The following is a 16,777-nucleotide window of genomic DNA, read 5'->3' as shown; positions in this document are numbered from 1 at the left end:
ATCTTACGCCCTATTTTGGTCATGAAAAAGACACACAAGCAGGCTTAACTAAAACCATAGTTTAGTGAACAAGACGTAGATAGGACATGTCTGAAACGACACTTAAAAACACGTACTTGGCTCGTGAGCGCGCAACGCAATCACTGATTACTCCTCATACTTACTACGCGCAGTTGGCGCATCGCATCAACCACTCAGCTCAATTTGAAAATGGACGCGTCAAAGATAAGATGCCAAACGTGCCAAGCCCTCAGTCATTTTGGCAAGTGTGTTGGGCTTACATGGGCGGGCGTTCGCCGCTCAGTCCTGATAAGCAACTGCCTTATTCAGTGATAGAGCCCACGCGGTTTTTAGAGCGACAACAAGCGATGCGAGTCACTTGGCTGGGGCATTCCTCTTTGATGATTGAGACCGATGGTGTGCGCATCCTGACTGACCCTGTGTTCGACTACGCGTCGCCGTTGATTGCGAAGGCGTGGTTTGAGCGCAATATTCCCAATACATCAGTTCGCGACAGCTTGCCGACTCCCGATGTCATCCTGATCTCTCATGATCATTACGATCACCTCGAAGCATCGACTATACGTTATTACTCTGATAGATCTGTAACATTTTACGTGCCACTAGGTGTCGGTAAGCATTTGATTCGTTGGGGCGTTAGACCGGATAACGTAGTGGAATTCGATTGGTGGGAGAGCGTTCAGTACGCCAACGTCGAGTTGATTTGCACGCCCGCTAACCATAATTCAGGTAGAACTTATCTGGATAAGAATGCCACTTTGTGGGCGTCTTGGGTGGTGAAAGGACAACAAGAGACGCTTTATTTCAGCGGGGACACTGCTTACGACAATCACTTTGTACAAATCGCTCAGCGCTGCGGACCGATAGACATTGCTTGTCTGGAAGTCGCGGCAGATGTGAAAGGCAATCAAGGTTATCCGGTAGAGAATTGGGGGCACATGCAAGCCCATCACACAGTGCAAGCTTTTAAAGATCTGCAAGCAAAGAAGCTGTTGCCAGTACACTGGGCAACGTATGAGTTGTTTACTCATAAATGGGATGAGCCGATTGAGGATTTGATAGCACATTGCCAAGTGGATCACATTGAGTTACTTACCCCTATGGCAGGCGAGAGTTTTTATGTCGCGCAACAATATAAAAACAACGCATGGTGGCAGGTGGAAAAATTATGTGAGCAAGCTAGAAAAATAAGGGTATAATATGACGACGCTTCAATAATATCCCTACCAATTTAACCAACTTTCTTGGTCCTTATAACAAGCTTTTTACTGGTCATCGAATCAATAAATTACCAGCAAGTCACCGTTTTTCTGTGATCTCTCACGTGACTAATTTTCTAAGTGCAACTTTTTGATACTCACCACCTAAAAATTTAATCTTTAAAAAGAAAACTTTTACTAAAAAACTAGGTGAACTTAATTTTACGCATCAAAACAATTATACTCATCGCATACTGATAAGGCTTGCAATAACTGGTTAAAGCTTAATCTTGGTGGGTAAAAATTGATCGGTTAATGCTTGGTAAAAAGTCTCATCATTGAAACATATTTAATAGATAGAAATTGCTGGAAATATTTGGAACCGGCATCACAAGAGTAGGGATTTCTTGAATATATCATCAGGGATGCTGACAAAAATAAAATAGGCATTGTTCGATGAATAATTCTGCAACGTATTTACTTGCTGCTTTGCGAGAAAAAATTAAAGAGAAGGGTATTTGTTATTCTGACCTCTCTATTGGAATGGGAATTCCTCTATCAACGATTAAAAGGCAGTTGCATAACACGTCTTTAGGGTTGGATAAAATACTCTCGTATGCCACTCATTTAGATACCGACTTAGTCGAATTGTCCATGCGTGGTAAACAGCTGCAACAAGAAAATGAGCAATTTATCACCGACACTAACAGTGAAATATTTCACCAGTATCCGTACCTATTTGATTTTTTGTATTTATTACGTCGGAAGGAATGGTCTCCGCAAGATATTGCGAGCAAATACCAATTGACCCATACCTCGATCACGCTTTATTTCCGCGCGTTGGAAATGATGGATTACATCGAGCTAAAAGGTGATGACCAATACCGTTTTAAAGACCAAGGTCGCTTTATTTTCGAAGAAGGTTCTAAGCTCGATACTTTGTTTGCTAAGCGCTTTCGAGATGAAGTGTTTAGCCATGATGTGAGACCACCGATTTGCATGGGACGCATTGCTATCACTGAAGAACAGGAAGAGAAACTGGCGAACGAGGTGTACAACAAACTGATAGAATTTGATGTGCAAAACAAGAGCGGAGAAGGCAGTAAGCGACTCCGAAACGTCTTGATGACTTACACTCCGGGCAATCAGATATTCCTTTCGGATACGATTCCGAATATTGACGGTGAATTATTAAAAGCCATCTCAATGGCGAATGAAAAATAGTGACTATTTAATCACAAAATAAAGAATTTATATTAAGTGGATGTGTTTGATAATGAATGTATCAAAGACCCACTATTATCCAAAATTAATGACCTGTTATTTAAATAGGTCAAACGAAGAAGAGACAAATTAACCGATCTCTTCTCAAATCCAAAAGTGAAATAAATAAGGCTGAATCTTCATCATCGAAACTCGGCAGGGCATGTCTCGACCTTTTTTCGCCTGATCAGGACCAAAAGCCAATAAATGAGGGATATAACATGCACTTTAAGACTTCTTTATGTGCGATTGCTGTCGGGGTTGCTCTAACACTAAGTGGATGCAACAGTAGTGATAATGACTCTAACGTGGATGCGCCATTGAAAGCGGCTGAATTCCATAACACCATCAACCGTGCGGGTGTGCCAGTGGCACTGCGTGATCTTCATGGTGGTCACCTTCGCTACATTCCTATGTTCGATAACGGCTCGTGGCATGGTCACACACTAGACACTAAAGGTGGTGAAATCACCTTAGGTGGTACAGCGTTACTAACCGAAGAGTATGTGTCATTCATGGCTGCACGTTTTGACCGTTTGGCACTAACGGTTGATGGTCAACCTATGCCACTCAAATTGACAGAAGCTTACTCACAACCTGGCGCATTGATTCAAAAATACACGGGCGATAACGGCATCACCGCCGAACTTGAAATGCGCTTTGTGACAGACCGTACTTCTCTTGTTAAAACCACCATCAAGAACCCGAACAAGCTGGCTATTCAAGGCGAATGGGACGGCGAGTTAATGCAAGATTATCGCGCGGATGATGGTCAGCTATACAAGAACGATGACAGTACAGTTCGCAGCGTTGAAGAAGCTTACCCTACCTATTCTCGTGCTATCACAGCCACCGATAGCGGTGTAGAAGTATCTTTTGGTGCAGTTCGTGACTCATGGTCTCTACTGACTTCGGGGGATTCGAAATTCGAAGTGACACGCTCTATCAAGCCAGAAACTTCAACCATCAGTGATGACAAAAAAGGTTTTGTACAAACCGCGTCCTTAGGTAACGGCGAAGAAATCACACTGTACACGGCTTACACTCACGTGCAAAACACCAAAGAGCAAGCTTCTGAGTTTGCTAAATTGGACGATGTGATGGCAGACCCGAACGGTTACATGCACAAATCGGCAATGCGCTGGGAAGAATACCTAGAAAAAGGTCTAACGAATGACGCGGCTTCTAAAGAACATGAATTCGTTGCAGTAAAGGCGATGGAAACGCTCAGTGCGAACTGGCGTGGTGCTGCTGGCGCGATTGACCACGACACCGTAACACCTTCTGTTACCGCGCCGTACTTCTCTGGCAACATGACTTGGCCGTGGGATACGTGGAAACAAGCGTACGCGATGTCTCATTTCAACCCAGACGTTGCGATGGAAAACATTCGCACGGTATTCCAATACCAAGTTAAGTCTGACGACCCTGTGCGTCCATGGGATGAAGGCTACTTGCTTGATGTGGTGACATACAATTTACCGGCTGAACGTTGGCAAGGTATGTCTGCGGAATACAAAAAAGTCTTCCCACTGGCAACAGACGGTTTGAACTGGAACGAACGTAACACCAAACCATCTCTTGCGGCATGGGCAGTATGGGAAGTGTATACCGCACTAAAAGACGAACATAATCGTCCGGAAGAAGCGAAACAGTGGTTAGAAGAGATGTATCCGAAGCTCGTTGCATTCCACGATTGGTGGTTACGTGCTCGCGATACCAACAAGAACGGCATTCCGGAATACGGTGCAGCGAAAGACCCAATTCACACCGTATTTGAAGATGACGTGAATGATGGATCTTGGGGACCAGATGCGTCTGTAGACGACATGAAATTCCAGTACAAAGACGAAGCAAATGGTGACAAGTGGATCAAAGAGACGGGAATCGAGAAATACAATGAGTTGCTGACTTCTGGTGATTACACGGCGATGAGCATTCCGGCAAAAGTGGCTGCTGGTTGGGAATCAGGGCGCGATAACGCGGGTGTGTTTGGCTTTATCGATACCATCGATGACTTGCAAGGTAAGTCTGATCTACCAACGCAAGAAGAAGCAGAAGTGATTGACCAAATGGGTCGCTACGCTCACAACACCAATGGTTTCGACAACACGTACAATATGGTGATGGGTGCACAAGGCTCGGAGATCACTTACCGTGATACTTCAGCTGCGAACATGGACAAACTGGCTCAGGCGAAGAAAGACTGGGAAGTGAAGTTCAACGAGAACACCAATGACGAGAACAAGTTGTCAGGTTACTCGCTCATGCAAGAGTCGGTAGACCAAGCCTCTTACTGGTACTCAGATAACCTGTACCTATCGCAAATTGCAGACGTTCTGGGTAAAGCGGAGAAAGCTGCTGAGTTTAAAGCGAAAGCGGATGACACCAAAGAGTACATCAACCGTTGTATGTTCGATGAAGCGACAGGGTTCTACTACGATATCGAAGTGGTACCTGGAGGTTTGAGTAACCAATGTGCGGGTCCAACTCTAGTCAAACGCGGCATGGGTCCTGAAGGTTGGTCACCATTGTTCAACAACGCGGCGACACAAGAGCATGCTGATAAAGTGGTGAAGAACATGCTTGATACCAGCAAGTTTAACTCGCCGAAGATCCCGTTAGGTACCGCATCAATGGATAACCCAGCTTACGGTCCAGACATTTACTGGCGTGGTCGTGTGTGGCTCGATCAGTTCTACTTCGGTGTTCGTGGTATGGACAACTACGGCTACGGCGTGGAAGCTCGTCAGATGGTCGATAAGTTATTCAAGAACGCTCAAGGTCTAACGGAAGCAACGCCAATTCAGGAAAACTACAACCCAGAAACTGGTGCAGTACAAGGTGCAAATAACTTCTCATGGAGTGCTGCCCACCTCTACATGTTGTACAACGGTTTTGTGGGCAAATAAGTTGACAACGTAAAGCATTAAGCGTTGTAGATGACCCCCCTAGCATCTACAACCGCTTAACCCCTTCAAATTAGGCTCAATAAGATCAAACCGGACAGTGAAAGCTGTCCGGTTTTTGTAGAGCTAAAACACTAATTTTCCGCTGTTTTTGAAAAGTTGTTTGCCATAGAAATTGCGCTACAGAGAGATTTTTCTTTAAATATTGGTAAGTTAGTTGTCCGCATTTCATTCTGTCGATTTGCAATAGATAACATTTATAAAATGATCGTTTAACCATGCTGTAACAATGCATATGCTGCAAGTATTAGTGAGGTCATTTACATTCATGCAAAAGCATTAGAGTAACCCTAAATCTCGCCGCTGTTCAGCCGCTCCGAGCCAAAATCATTCCAACACTCTACTCTGCCGCCTGAATTTTCCTCACCTTGAAGAGCGTATTGATAAATACCTCACTTTCTACGTTGTCAGCATGACGTGTTGCGTTGCAGCACCATCAAGGAAGGTGACATGAATTGTTTACAGACCAGCCTTTATAATTTGTTAGAAGATAATAACTTTGTGCCCTCTAATGAGTACAAAGCCTCTATTGCAAGCTACCTTTATTCGGATTCTTCCCTTACACCAAAAGCGATGAATGAGCTCACTCAAGAGATTTTTCAGAGTAAGCAAACCATGGCGTATTACCTGTTGCACAACGCCATCAATGAGGAAGAGGGCGCAGAGCGGCTCAAGATGATTGCCAATCGTTATGCGCAAGGGGAGATGAAGCAGCAAATCATGCACCATTGTCAAAACGACTTAAATCACTCCGCTATGTATGCCAGCTTAATCCCGTTGACGGGATACCAAACTGAGGTATACCAAGAAGCCAAGTCGAGTGATTTCAATTTTAACAACGTTAGCAACTTCTACGACGATATTAAAATTCACCTTTTCCGCGCGCATTCTGTTGAAATCCGTTCATGGTGTTTGCTGGTCGCGCAGCTTAGTTTTATTGATCAATCTGATGTGCCTTACCTGAAAGAGATGCGCCCAACCATTCAAAAAATACTGGATGATGAGGTGAAGCAGGTCTCTTATACGGCTCAGCACGTCAGCCAGTGGCTGGAAGAGGACCCGTCTTTGTGTCAGGTGTTCACCCAGTGTATGAACCACACTTACCGAGAGACATGGGACTATCTAGCCTCAATGGCTGAGTTCATGCGCGATAGTGCGCCGTATTTTATGGTTTAAGCACATAGCATTAGAAATTTAAGAGAAGCTCAACGTTGTTTGTACTGTGTTGGGCAATAGCCACGCTTCACTTCTGGAGAGCGCAATTTTAGATGTTTGGTTTTCCTGCCGGAGACTCGGTGTCGCCAAAGCTTAAAACTGCTCGGTTGTAAGTGGTGGCGCATTAAGTTAATAACCCCTTTCTCGTCCAAACCAAATTGATGTTGGATGGCTTCAAACGGGGTTCTATCTTCCCATGCCATTTCAATAATTCTTGATAGCATGTCATCGCTAAAGGTCATTCGTTAATCCTGTTCTGCTGTTGGATACACACATACGTAACGCGCAGCGATTGGGATTCATTTAGGGATGTTTCTGGTCGAAAATGGGTGGTTTTCTGGTGCATTATTTCTGTGGTTTCAGCTCGACCACATTGCCTTCTGGATCTTCCAAGTAGACAGAGCGCCCGAAGCCTTGGGCACCATATCTTTCAGCAAACTCTGCAACATGCACATTGTTTTGGCGTAAGTAAGACAGCAGTTCTTTTTCCTCGAAAGGGGCAATTTGCACGCAAAAGTGGTCAAGGTTACGACCGTTTTGACTGGGCGATTTTCCACCTAGCTTTCCGAGTTCGCTATCGACCGTCACCAAATCAATGATCGCCATTCCTGCACGAAGCTGAGTTAACCCCAAGTCTGGTAATTCACGCTCTATTGGGCATCCTAATATATCTCGGTAAAAGTGCAGCATCGCGTCGAGATTGTCTGTTCTTAGTACCACGTGGTCGAGCGCTTTTACTTCAATTGGATTTCTCGGATTTGCCATGACGTTGCCCTTTTTTCCATGATGAGAAAAGTATACGCACTAAACCAGCAAGCTGATCGCCAGAGCCAGCATGACAAAGCCAATGATGAATTCCAAAATCTGCCAAGAACGCGCATGTTTGAAGATCGGGATAAGCAGTTTTGCGCCATAGCCTAGGCTGAAAAAGAATACGAAAGAGGCACAAACAGCACCTATCGCAAACTGCCATTTATGTGGTTCATATTGAGTGGAAATAGAGCCCAGCAACACCACTGTATCAAGATAAACATGCGGGTTTAACCATGTGAATGCCAAGCAAATCAGTGCTGTCTGCCATGTACTTTTTGAGGCATCACCTTCAGGGTTCATTATGTGTTTTTGTGTGAATGCAGAGCGTAGGCTACTGATGCCGTACCAAGTTAAGAACGCTGCGCCAGCGTAACGCGCAATTGTCTCGATCAAAGGAAACTGAGTTACCAAGTAACCGAAACCCGCGACACCAAGAGAAATTAAAATGGCATCAGACAAGGCGCATAAGAAGCACACTAAGAATACATGATGCTGTTTGATGCCTTGTTTTAAAACGAAGGCATTTTGCGCCCCAATAGCCAGAATTAAGGAAATGCCCAGCGTAAAACCAGCAAGATAGGTGGTCATTTTCTCTTCCTTGAATTGTGACCAAATCAGGTTTCAAACCATAACCTTGTCGCCAAATCGCTGCAAGGTCCAGATTAGAGACTTGCCAGAACTGTTCGATGGGGGGATACGTCGTAATTGTGAGAGCCGTGAGCAATTTGCATCGCATATTTACACTAATCTGGTGTTCCCAGTTACAATATGCACGTCCATATGAAAAAGGAAAAAACGATGAAAGCAGTTTGGTTAGCTGCCGGTGCTATGGCACTGAGCGGATGTTCTGCAATGAATTCAGCAAATGATGTATCTCGCCCATCAGCAGAGATGTTTCCAGAAATGGAGAGCATGACAAAACATGTTTTCTATGTAGACCCAGCAAGCAACGAAGCAGATAAGCGCGTAGAGTTGGTGGTTGGTAAAATGATGGAAACAGACTGTAACCGCGTCTCTTTAGGTGGCTCTGTAACGGAGCATACATTGGAAGGTTGGGGTTATACCTACTATCAAGTTGATTCTTCAGCGGGTGGTGCTATCTCAACGTTAATGGCTTGTCCTGAAGATATGGAGAAGGTCGAAACGTTCGTGCAAATGCCGACTCGTGATTTGTACCGTTACAACAGCAAGCTACCAGTCGTGGTTTACGCTCCCGCTGATTTGGATGTCGATATCCGCGTATGGGCTCCTGAAGAGTGATCTTGAAGCCTAGCAAAGCCGCTCTGACTTATAGTGGCTTGTTAGGATTAGCGGGTTGTTCGTCGTCTGCACTTTGCGCCTGAATATTCATATCAAAGGTGATGAAGCCATCTTGGCTGTCAAAGAGGTATCTCAAAGCGCACCCCGCCTCAACAAGTCATTTAATAAGTGAAAGGCTTGGTTCAGTACCAAGCCTTTTTTCTATATCACGCTTTTTCGTCGCTGTGCGACACCGATTACTGTTTTGGAGAGCGGCTGCGAAATGTTTTGGGCGTAAGCCCGGTGTGCTGTTTGAATACCTTCGAAAAATAGCTACCACTTTGATAGCCCAAGTCTAAGGCGATTTTGGTGATGGACTCATTAGGGTTGGCTAAACGTTCTTTGGCAAGGCTGATGCGATAAGCTTGGATCCAGCTTGCGACGCCCATATTGAACTGCTCTCTAAAGGATTGCTTTAGATAACATTCATTCGTCGCGAGTTCTTTAGATAAGCCCGGTATGTTCCAATCAATATGGGGCTGCGTTGCAATGAGATCGCACGCTTGCTCGGCGAGAGACTTAGGCTCTTTGTGCACCATGAGTAACGCAAGCAGCTCTAAGATTTTTCCTCTTAGCCATACTGTTCGGGCTATACCTTGGAAGTCATTGTTCCAAATCGATTTGGCAACGTTAAGAATCTCTCCTGTAAGTGGCATTTGCCAACCTGTTTCATAAAGATCGAAAGGCTTGAATGATGAGCCCCTATTTTGAGGAAGAAGATTTTTAGTCAAGCTATGGTGTAATGGGAAATGAATTCGAATGTTCTCAATTCGACCTCCTTCTCCTAGCTCAATAGGGTTTACAGGTTCAGGCTTCGGCAAAAGGGATGCTATGCATCGAGAAGCAAAAGATGCTGCAGGGTAATCAGGGTATTTTGGGCTGTAGGCGTGGTTAATACCAGCAAAGCTGATATAGAACCCCGCGTCTGCCGGATCATTGAACTGAATGTCCGTTGTTGCTGTACAGTTAACGATGTAGGCATTCACACCATCATCGAGAGCAACAACATCAAACGTTCCATCTACGCCGCCTACTAAGTTTAAGCTCTTCACGATATTACTCATTGTTTCAACCTTCGTCGTTTTCTCGTGAGCATCCCCCTGAGCAATTAATATAAATGATAATAGATATCATTTGTAGAGGTTATTGAACTAAGTCGAGTTCACAGAGAAAGAAGCTCTGGATATACCTAGAGCTTCTTTAACGACAGGGCTTGGTTAGATTTGTGAGATGAGGCTCGCCTTCTCATTTGGTTTTAATACTGGGATTATGAAGATAGCGATGAGGCTAAAAGCGATCATTAACATAAAATGCACTGAATACCCGAAAGCGCCGATCAGTGCCCCGCAAATGATAGCCATCACGATTGCAATGAACATATCCATCGATTGGAAAAGAGAGAAGTTCACACCTGACTGATGTCCGGAGGCAAACCCCATCATTAGAGTATAAAGCGCAACAAATTTAGCCGACGTAATGATGCCATTAACGACAAAGATACCCGCGATTAACCATCCCTGCTCAGCAATATTTAAGTCGTATGCTAAATAGAAGCTAAAAAACACAACTTCAAAGACCATCATTAGTAGTAACACATTGAGTGATAGACTTTTTTTGATTAACCAGCCACCTAGCACTACGCCAATTAAACCGGTAATCACTCCCCCTCCGGCAACCAAAAGACCCAAGTTTTCTAGCTGTATACCGCTGTCGACTAAGAAAGGCATCATCATTGATAATGCCCCTCTCGTTCCGAGCTGCGATACGGTCACAAGGAGCAGTCCAATCCTTACTTCAGGGTTAGAAAATGCAGCTTTAAGGGAGGGAGTGCGAGCTGTTGGCACGCTTTTCTGATTGGCGCCGTGATTCCAGAATAAACAAAGCGTTGGCATACTGAATAATAAAGTCAGAAGAGCCAGACCGAATAATGCGGTTTGCCAATCGAGCAATGAAGTCGCATAGATAAATAATCCACCGCCAAAAACAGCCCCTAGATACGAACCACCAACTTGCATGACGTTGCCTAGGTATCTTCTTTTTGCCTCCAACTGGTCAATCGCCAGACCGTCTGTAGCGATATCAGCGAAGCTGGAAAATAAGCTGATAACCAAAACACCAGCAAACAGGGTCATTCGATTCTCGATCGTTCCAATGACGCAAAGCGCAACGAGTATGGCAATTAAAACTAGCTGAGAACCAAAAATAATGATGGCGTGATTTTGTAAACTCGCTCCCTTTTTGCGTTGCCGTTCGATCCAAGGTGACCACAAAAATTTAGCGACCCAAGGAAGCATTGCAAGGTAGAACAATCCTATTTGGGAGGTATCTATGCCCTCATGTCGCATTATCGCTGGCAAGCCTTGAAGTGTGAACATACTGACTAAGCTTTGGATGGTATAAACGCTCGCCAGAACGGCGAGCAATGGTTTGAGTTTGATTCCTTGAGCGCTAACCATAGGTTTCATTACCACTCGTACTTCGCTTTCACACCAACTTCTCTACCTGTACCGTAATTGCTGTATGTCTGACCATAAGAGAATGCGTAAGTGGTGTAGTCTTTGTCAGTAATATTGTTGCTAAAGAGCGAGATAGACAGAGCTTCGCTATAGTCGTAGTTAATGGATAGATCGACGAGAGTGTACGCACTTTGTGATAGTGAGTTAGCTTCGTTAAAGTAGATTTTAGAGTTATAACGAGCTTGAGAGTTGATCGAAATGTCGCCTTTGATTCCTGTTACTGGTAGGTAATAGTTAAAGCCCAACGTTGCCGTGGTGTCTGGCGCGTAAGGCAGTCGATTCCCTTCAAAGGTACTGTTGTTTGATTCAAATGTTGAACGTCCAAAAGTCCCGGCAGCAGTGATGGTCAGATCATCGGTTGGGTAGAAAGCGAACTCAGCTTCGATACCTTTACTCAGAGCCTCACCCATATTTTTAAGAGTTTGATGCCCTGGAGTACCGGTATATAGTTGAATATCATCCGTTTTAATCCAGTACAATGCGCCACTAAAATCGATTTTTTGATTCGCAAAGTTGGTGCGCCAGCCTAGCTCTCCATTCAGTGATTTTTCCGCGTCATAACCGCTTGCATCTGCATTGCTCAGAGGAACAACGTTGTAGCCCCCCGGTCGGTAACCACTGGTTATGGAAGCGTAAAGTCGAGTGTCCTCATTCGCTTGCCAACCAATTGCAGCTTTTGGTGAAACCGTCGATTCTGTCTGTTCCTTGTTATAAGGATTGATAAACCATGCCGGGTTACCGTTGAAGTCAGAGCTTACTTTTAGGTATGAAGCTCGGACGCCAAGAGTGACATCCCACTGTGGTGCAAACTGGTAGTTTGTCTGCCCAAACAACGCGTACGTGTCATAGTCCAATTTATTTCGTGCGTTATTGGCTGAAACGTCCAAACGGCGATATTCCAAGTAGCCGCCAACTACGTAGCTAAAACGATCGTTGTATTGTTGGTTTAGACGTAGCTCTTGGCTGAACTTGTTTTGATCTTCTTGGTAGTAGCCATAGACATATTCGCGGTCTATCTCGCGTGTTTGATAAGCGGTGATACTTGTGATTTGAGAGGAATCTAAATCGTAACCAAGATTCAGCGCGAAAGTATTAACGTCTCGCTTAAGTTTGGGGATTGGTGCGTCTTTTACACCAGAGTCATGTTCACTCTCAGTGAGGTACCACTCCTCATGACTGTCGAGCTTATCTGCGGCGACTGATAGGGTTGCGCTAAGTTTTGAGTCATTTGGTAAGTAGTGAAAGCGAACTTTTAATGCTTGCTCATCTGCATCGTTTGCGTCTTTTTTCCCGCTGGTGGCGTGTTTAATATCACCTTCATCGTAGACATATCTAGCGGCAATATCCGCTGAAATGGAGTCAGATAAACGGGTAGCGGCGACAGCATCAACTTGCTGACTCAAATTAGAATATAAAGCAGAAGCTTTAACTTCGGTGGCGTCAGTTTCACGACGAGTCACGATGTTAATGACACCGCCTTGCGCGTTCCCACCGTAAAGTGTGCCTTGCGGACCGCGCAGCAATTCGACTTTTTCCACGTTAATCAGCGGTTGAGTGACAAAAGCGTTATCTTGCAGGACGCCATCAACATAAATGCTCACGGTTGGCGAATAGTAGTCAGGTGAACTAATCCCACGAACGGTGGTGTTGGCGTAAGTTCGGTTCCCGCGAGTTTGTATAAGCAGTCCAGGGAATACCATCTCGAGATCTTTGACCTGATAAATGCCCGCTTTTTCGAGTTCTTCTCCCGTTTTGACCACAACTGAATTGTTCACTTGCGATAAAGGAGTATCGAACTTGGTTGCTTCAACGATAACCACTTCCATTGCTGGTGGCGTCTCTTCGGCATAGGAGTATGAAGTACCCAAAATTGTGAGGATAGCGCTCGCAATGACGGTGCGCGGCGAAGAAATCTTGTACATACTGTTTTCCTTGAATCTGAATAAGTTAGCACTACTCACAGCGCTGAATTTTTAATTGTTATGTTGAGCTTCCCACAGAGACTGGTAGTGGGAAGAGGTTGCGATTAATTGGTCGTGCGAGCCAAAATCCTCAATGCGACCGTGGTTCATCAAATAGATGCAATCTGCATCAGCAATGGTGTCCAATCGATGCGCTACTGTGATCATGGTTTTAGAGGCAAAACACTCGGTAATGCTATGCAGTATTTCCCGTTGTTTGGGGTGGTCGAGTGCGGATGTAAACTCATCAAGCAGCACAATGGGCGCATCATGAAGCAACGCTCTTGCGAGGGACAAGCGTTGACGTTCTCCACCCGATAAATCCTTGCCATTCTCGTTTATTTCGGTGTTTAGTCCTTGTGGCAAGCGAGCGATCAGCTCATCAAGTCCTGCGGTAGTGATTGCAGTTTCTAACTCTTCGGTGCTCGCGTCTTTTTTGGCGATGAGCAAGTTTTCTTTTAGCGTCCCAGCGAACAATTGCACATTTTGGGTAACGTAGGAGATGTGCTGGTACCAGTGCATTGTCCCTGTTGCTTCTACCGTGCAACCACCAATTTTTACCGCTCCATGAGTGGGGATGTGGAATGCAGCAAGTAAATCTAGCAAGGTGGTTTTTCCCGCTCCACTGGTACCGATGAGCGCGATATGTTGCCCATATGGAACCTGCAAATTGATGTCTTTAAGAATGGTGTTGCCATCCAGAGTTAACTCAACCGCTTTGAATTCGATATCGTGTTGATGTGCTTGAACACCATGCACAGGTTGCTGCGGTTCTTGGCTTAGGGCATATAGACGATCGGCAGATTTAGCCATGTATCTGAGTAACGTAGAGAAAATAGTCATGCGTACAAATGGTCGGATACAAGCGACGGCAGCAATGATTGAAACTAACCACTCCCCGAGCGTAAGGTTGCCCAGGCTCATTAAGTAAGCACCGAGCGCCGCAACCATCGGAATAGAAAGCTCAAGTAACAAGCTTGCTAAAATGACGCCAATTCCACCAGCCCATTCAACCCCTAACCCTGTTTTGCGCAAGTCTGCTAATTCTTGATTAAGTGGAGTCGCTAATACTTCACTGCGACCAAAGCGTTTTAGCGTTGGTAAACAAGCTATGTATTCGAGCAGTTTGTTGGTGCAAGAAGCGTTTTTATCGACATGGCGTTGTGCTTGCTTGGAAAAGTTATCTTCGAATTTCCACAGCAATAGGCTCGCGATCACCATAACAATCAGCATAAGTGAGGCTAGGTAAGGTGAGCAAAATAGCAGTACACAAAGCATCGCGAAAGGAACCACCAAAGCTGCGATCAAGTCAGCAATTAGGTGACTAAAAATGTCTTCGAATGCTTTTAAATCACGAGTAATTAGCTTAATGCGCTCTCCCAGACCTTGCCCCGTGATCTTGGAAAACGGTTGGCTACGAATGTCATGTAGTAGCACTTTTCTCAGGTGGTGAGTAATGTCATAAGCGCCTAAGAAGCTTTGTTTGGCGGATTGTCCTAACCGCCACTGAACGACAACCGTGATAAGTGAAACTGCGAATAGGGCTTCAAGAGAAAGTAACCATGTTTGGGTAAGGGCTCCGAATATCAGTAGCCAACAAAATAATGGCAGAATCTCACTGAACACTTTGCCAGCGATGCCAACCAAAAACGTTTTTGGATTGATATCGGCGTGATCGAGTAGCTTGAGAATGTTACGCACAGACGGTCTCCTCAAGATGAATTTGTTTAAGCTGTCCGTGTGATAATGAAAACGCTCGGTTAGCGATAGTTAATGCTTGTGAACCATGACTGATGACCAATTGGATTTGCTGCGGTGCATGTTGACGTATTGCTTCTAGAACACGATTTTCCGTTACCTTATCTAGATGAGAAGTCGCTTCATCTAAAACCAGAATGGCAGGGCGTACTAGCATGGCGCGAGCGATGGCTAACCGCTGTAGTTCCCCTCCACTAAAATTGCGTTCGGTTTCATCCATACTGGAATACAAACCATTCGGAAGCTGTTCGATAAGTGCAGAAAGTCCAAGCATATCGAGGAGTTTGATAATCACGGAGTCGTGTATCAATCGATCTCCTAAGACTAAGTTTTCGCGTATTGATGCGCTGAAGAAAACAGGGTGTTGGTCGACAACTGAGATAAATTGGCTTCGTTCTCTATCGGACATCGAAGACACGGCTTTTTGGTTAATAAACCAATCGCCTTCGTATGTTGCTAATTCTCCGTAGAGCGTTGCCAGTAGACTACTTTTCCCTGAGCCTGATGCGCCTTGAATTACGATGCACTCGCCATGAGATAACTGAAGGTTCAGTCCACTGACGATATCGAGTGAGTCACGTTTGACTGCTAAGTTTTCACAACAAAGCTCGACATAAGGCGTTGCAATGGATTTGAAATGTTGATCCGACGTTGCTGAGAACAGAGGTAGTATTCGCTCTAGAGAAGAAAAGGACTGCTGCACTTGCCCAAATATCTGTGTTAGATCCAACCATGGTTTAAGGATGCCGGCACAAAGAATCACGATCATCGCGAGCTCGACCGGGCTTAATGAACCTTGGGTCAATTTGACGATGGCGAATGGAATAACAAGAACCAAAGACGCCTGAGCTAAGGTGGTAAAGGTGACCCATGCTCCAACCATTTGATTGGTATAAGCGTTAACCAGCTTGTGGTGCTTAGTCATGTTATTGCTTAACTGGCGGTAAGAGTCCGCGTCAACGCCGAATAGTTTCATCACGCCGATGCTACGCAAAAACTCTAGTTGCGCTTTGTGCATATTCGCAACGACTTGATTGTACTTTTTTTGTCTATCTGAAAAGCCACGCATCATGACTGTTTGGGCAATCACGGCGAGGGGGAGAGGACTTAATGCGATTAAGCCTAGTTGCCAGTCGATGCTGACCATAAAACCAAGCAAAACAAACGGAAGTAAAGTACCAGTAATAATATCGGTCGTATGATGAGCAATAAGAGGTTCAAGGCTTTGACAATCGTCGCTGAGTCGTTTTTCTATATCTCCACGATGGTATTGCATCAGTTTAGCGGTTGGCATTTCGGACAGAGCACGAACGAGCTTCTGCCTAATGGTCTGAATAATTTGATAAGCAGCAAGGTGCGCCTGCCATACCGAAATCGTATAGAAAAAATAGCGCACACAGACTGCAATAGTCATAAGGGCTAAGTAGAAATAGAGACTTTGGGTATTTAGGTACTTGCTCAATGCGGCGTATAAGCAAATCCAAGTGGCGAGTTCTGCGAACACACACAACACAGCGCTAACACCGGTATAAGCGATGCGTTTTTTTTCCGTTTTTAATAATGAGATGAGTGCTTGAGTGACGCTCATCTTGTCCGTTAGATGCATAGATGACTCCTTAATGGGAGGTATTCTCATCTAAGCGTTATTTTAACAATAGCAATATCGGGAAATAGAAAGCGAATATCGGGAATCTTTATGTGCTAGCAATATTAACGTGGGAGTTAAAAAAGAAGCAATATAGATTGTTTGAGCTTAATAAACT

The 16,777-nt window shown here is 44.8% G+C and carries 13 protein-coding genes; 5 read left to right on the top strand and 8 right to left on the bottom strand.

Going from position 1 to position 16,777, the window contains the following annotated elements; all coding sequences use genetic code 11:
* Positions 1-86 precede the first annotated feature (86 nt).
* From ABMY42_RS13465 to ABMY42_RS13450, 4 genes are all read left to right on the top strand, one after another.
* On the top strand, positions 87-1,220 hold the full coding sequence (locus ABMY42_RS13465) for an MBL fold metallo-hydrolase (RefSeq protein ID WP_029788761.1): 1,134 nt from the start codon (positions 87-89) through the stop codon (positions 1,218-1,220).
* Positions 1,221-1,676: 456 nt separating this feature from the next.
* On the top strand, positions 1,677-2,444 hold the full coding sequence (locus ABMY42_RS13460; RefSeq protein ID WP_005447325.1) for a hypothetical protein: 768 nt from the start codon (positions 1,677-1,679) through the stop codon (positions 2,442-2,444).
* Positions 2,445-2,704: 260 nt separating this feature from the next.
* A complete protein-coding gene (gene ygjK, locus ABMY42_RS13455; protein ID WP_349266419.1) occupies positions 2,705-5,395 on the top strand; it encodes an alpha-glucosidase in 2,691 nt (896 codons plus the stop codon).
* 507 nt (positions 5,396-5,902) lie between these two features.
* Complete coding sequence (locus ABMY42_RS13450; protein WP_005447330.1) at positions 5,903-6,628, top strand: hypothetical protein; 726 nt, start codon at positions 5,903-5,905, stop codon at positions 6,626-6,628.
* Positions 6,629-6,657: 29 nt separating this feature from the next.
* On the opposite strand, the gene ABMY42_RS13445 is transcribed toward ABMY42_RS13450, so the two are convergent.
* The 3 genes from ABMY42_RS13445 to ABMY42_RS13435 all read right to left on the bottom strand — a co-directional run bounded on the left by ABMY42_RS13445 (position 6,658) and on the right by ABMY42_RS13435 (position 8,068).
* Positions 6,658-6,909 carry a TIGR03643 family protein gene (locus ABMY42_RS13445; RefSeq protein ID WP_005447331.1) on the bottom strand — a complete coding sequence of 84 codons (252 nt, stop codon included), beginning with the start codon at positions 6,907-6,909 and terminating at the stop codon, positions 6,658-6,660.
* 103 nt (positions 6,910-7,012) lie between these two features.
* Complete coding sequence (locus ABMY42_RS13440) at positions 7,013-7,432, bottom strand: VOC family protein (protein ID WP_009695976.1); 420 nt, start codon at positions 7,430-7,432, stop codon at positions 7,013-7,015.
* Positions 7,433-7,471: 39 nt separating this feature from the next.
* Complete coding sequence (locus ABMY42_RS13435; protein WP_349266418.1) at positions 7,472-8,068, bottom strand: LysE/ArgO family amino acid transporter; 597 nt, start codon at positions 8,066-8,068, stop codon at positions 7,472-7,474.
* Between the two features lie 210 nt (positions 8,069-8,278).
* Here ABMY42_RS13435 and ABMY42_RS13430 point away from each other — a divergent pair, with 210 nt between their 5' ends.
* On the top strand, positions 8,279-8,740 hold the full coding sequence (locus ABMY42_RS13430; RefSeq protein WP_009695978.1) for an ecotin family protein: 462 nt from the start codon (positions 8,279-8,281) through the stop codon (positions 8,738-8,740).
* A 236-nt stretch (positions 8,741-8,976) separates the two neighbouring features.
* On the opposite strand, the gene ABMY42_RS13425 is transcribed toward ABMY42_RS13430, so the two are convergent.
* The 5 genes from ABMY42_RS13425 to ABMY42_RS13405 form a co-directional block, all read right to left on the bottom strand.
* Entirely contained in the window at positions 8,977-9,843 is an 867-nt protein-coding gene (locus ABMY42_RS13425) for an AraC family transcriptional regulator (RefSeq protein ID WP_009695980.1), read from the bottom strand.
* Between the two features lie 153 nt (positions 9,844-9,996).
* A complete protein-coding gene (locus ABMY42_RS13420; RefSeq protein ID WP_349266417.1) occupies positions 9,997-11,244 on the bottom strand; it encodes an MFS transporter in 1,248 nt (415 codons plus the stop codon).
* Positions 11,244-13,217, bottom strand: coding sequence for a TonB-dependent receptor (locus ABMY42_RS13415; RefSeq protein ID WP_349266416.1), 1,974 nt, complete (start codon positions 13,215-13,217; stop codon positions 11,244-11,246). The genes ABMY42_RS13420 and ABMY42_RS13415 overlap by 1 nt, the downstream gene beginning before the upstream one ends.
* Before the next feature lie 51 nt (positions 13,218-13,268).
* On the bottom strand, positions 13,269-14,957 hold the full coding sequence (locus ABMY42_RS13410) for an ABC transporter ATP-binding protein (protein ID WP_349266415.1): 1,689 nt from the start codon (positions 14,955-14,957) through the stop codon (positions 13,269-13,271).
* Positions 14,950-16,620 carry an ABC transporter ATP-binding protein gene (locus tag ABMY42_RS13405; protein ID WP_349266414.1) on the bottom strand — a complete coding sequence of 557 codons (1,671 nt, stop codon included), beginning with the start codon at positions 16,618-16,620 and terminating at the stop codon, positions 14,950-14,952. Before ABMY42_RS13405 ends, ABMY42_RS13410 begins: the two co-directional genes overlap by 8 nt.
* Positions 16,621-16,777 lie beyond the last annotated feature (157 nt).

The sequence above is a fragment of the Vibrio sp. SSH13-20 genome, assembly GCF_040104475.1.
Taxonomy (GTDB): Bacteria; Pseudomonadota; Gammaproteobacteria; order Enterobacterales; family Vibrionaceae; genus Vibrio; species Vibrio harveyi.
This window is presented reverse-complemented; position numbering and strand designations above follow the sequence as displayed.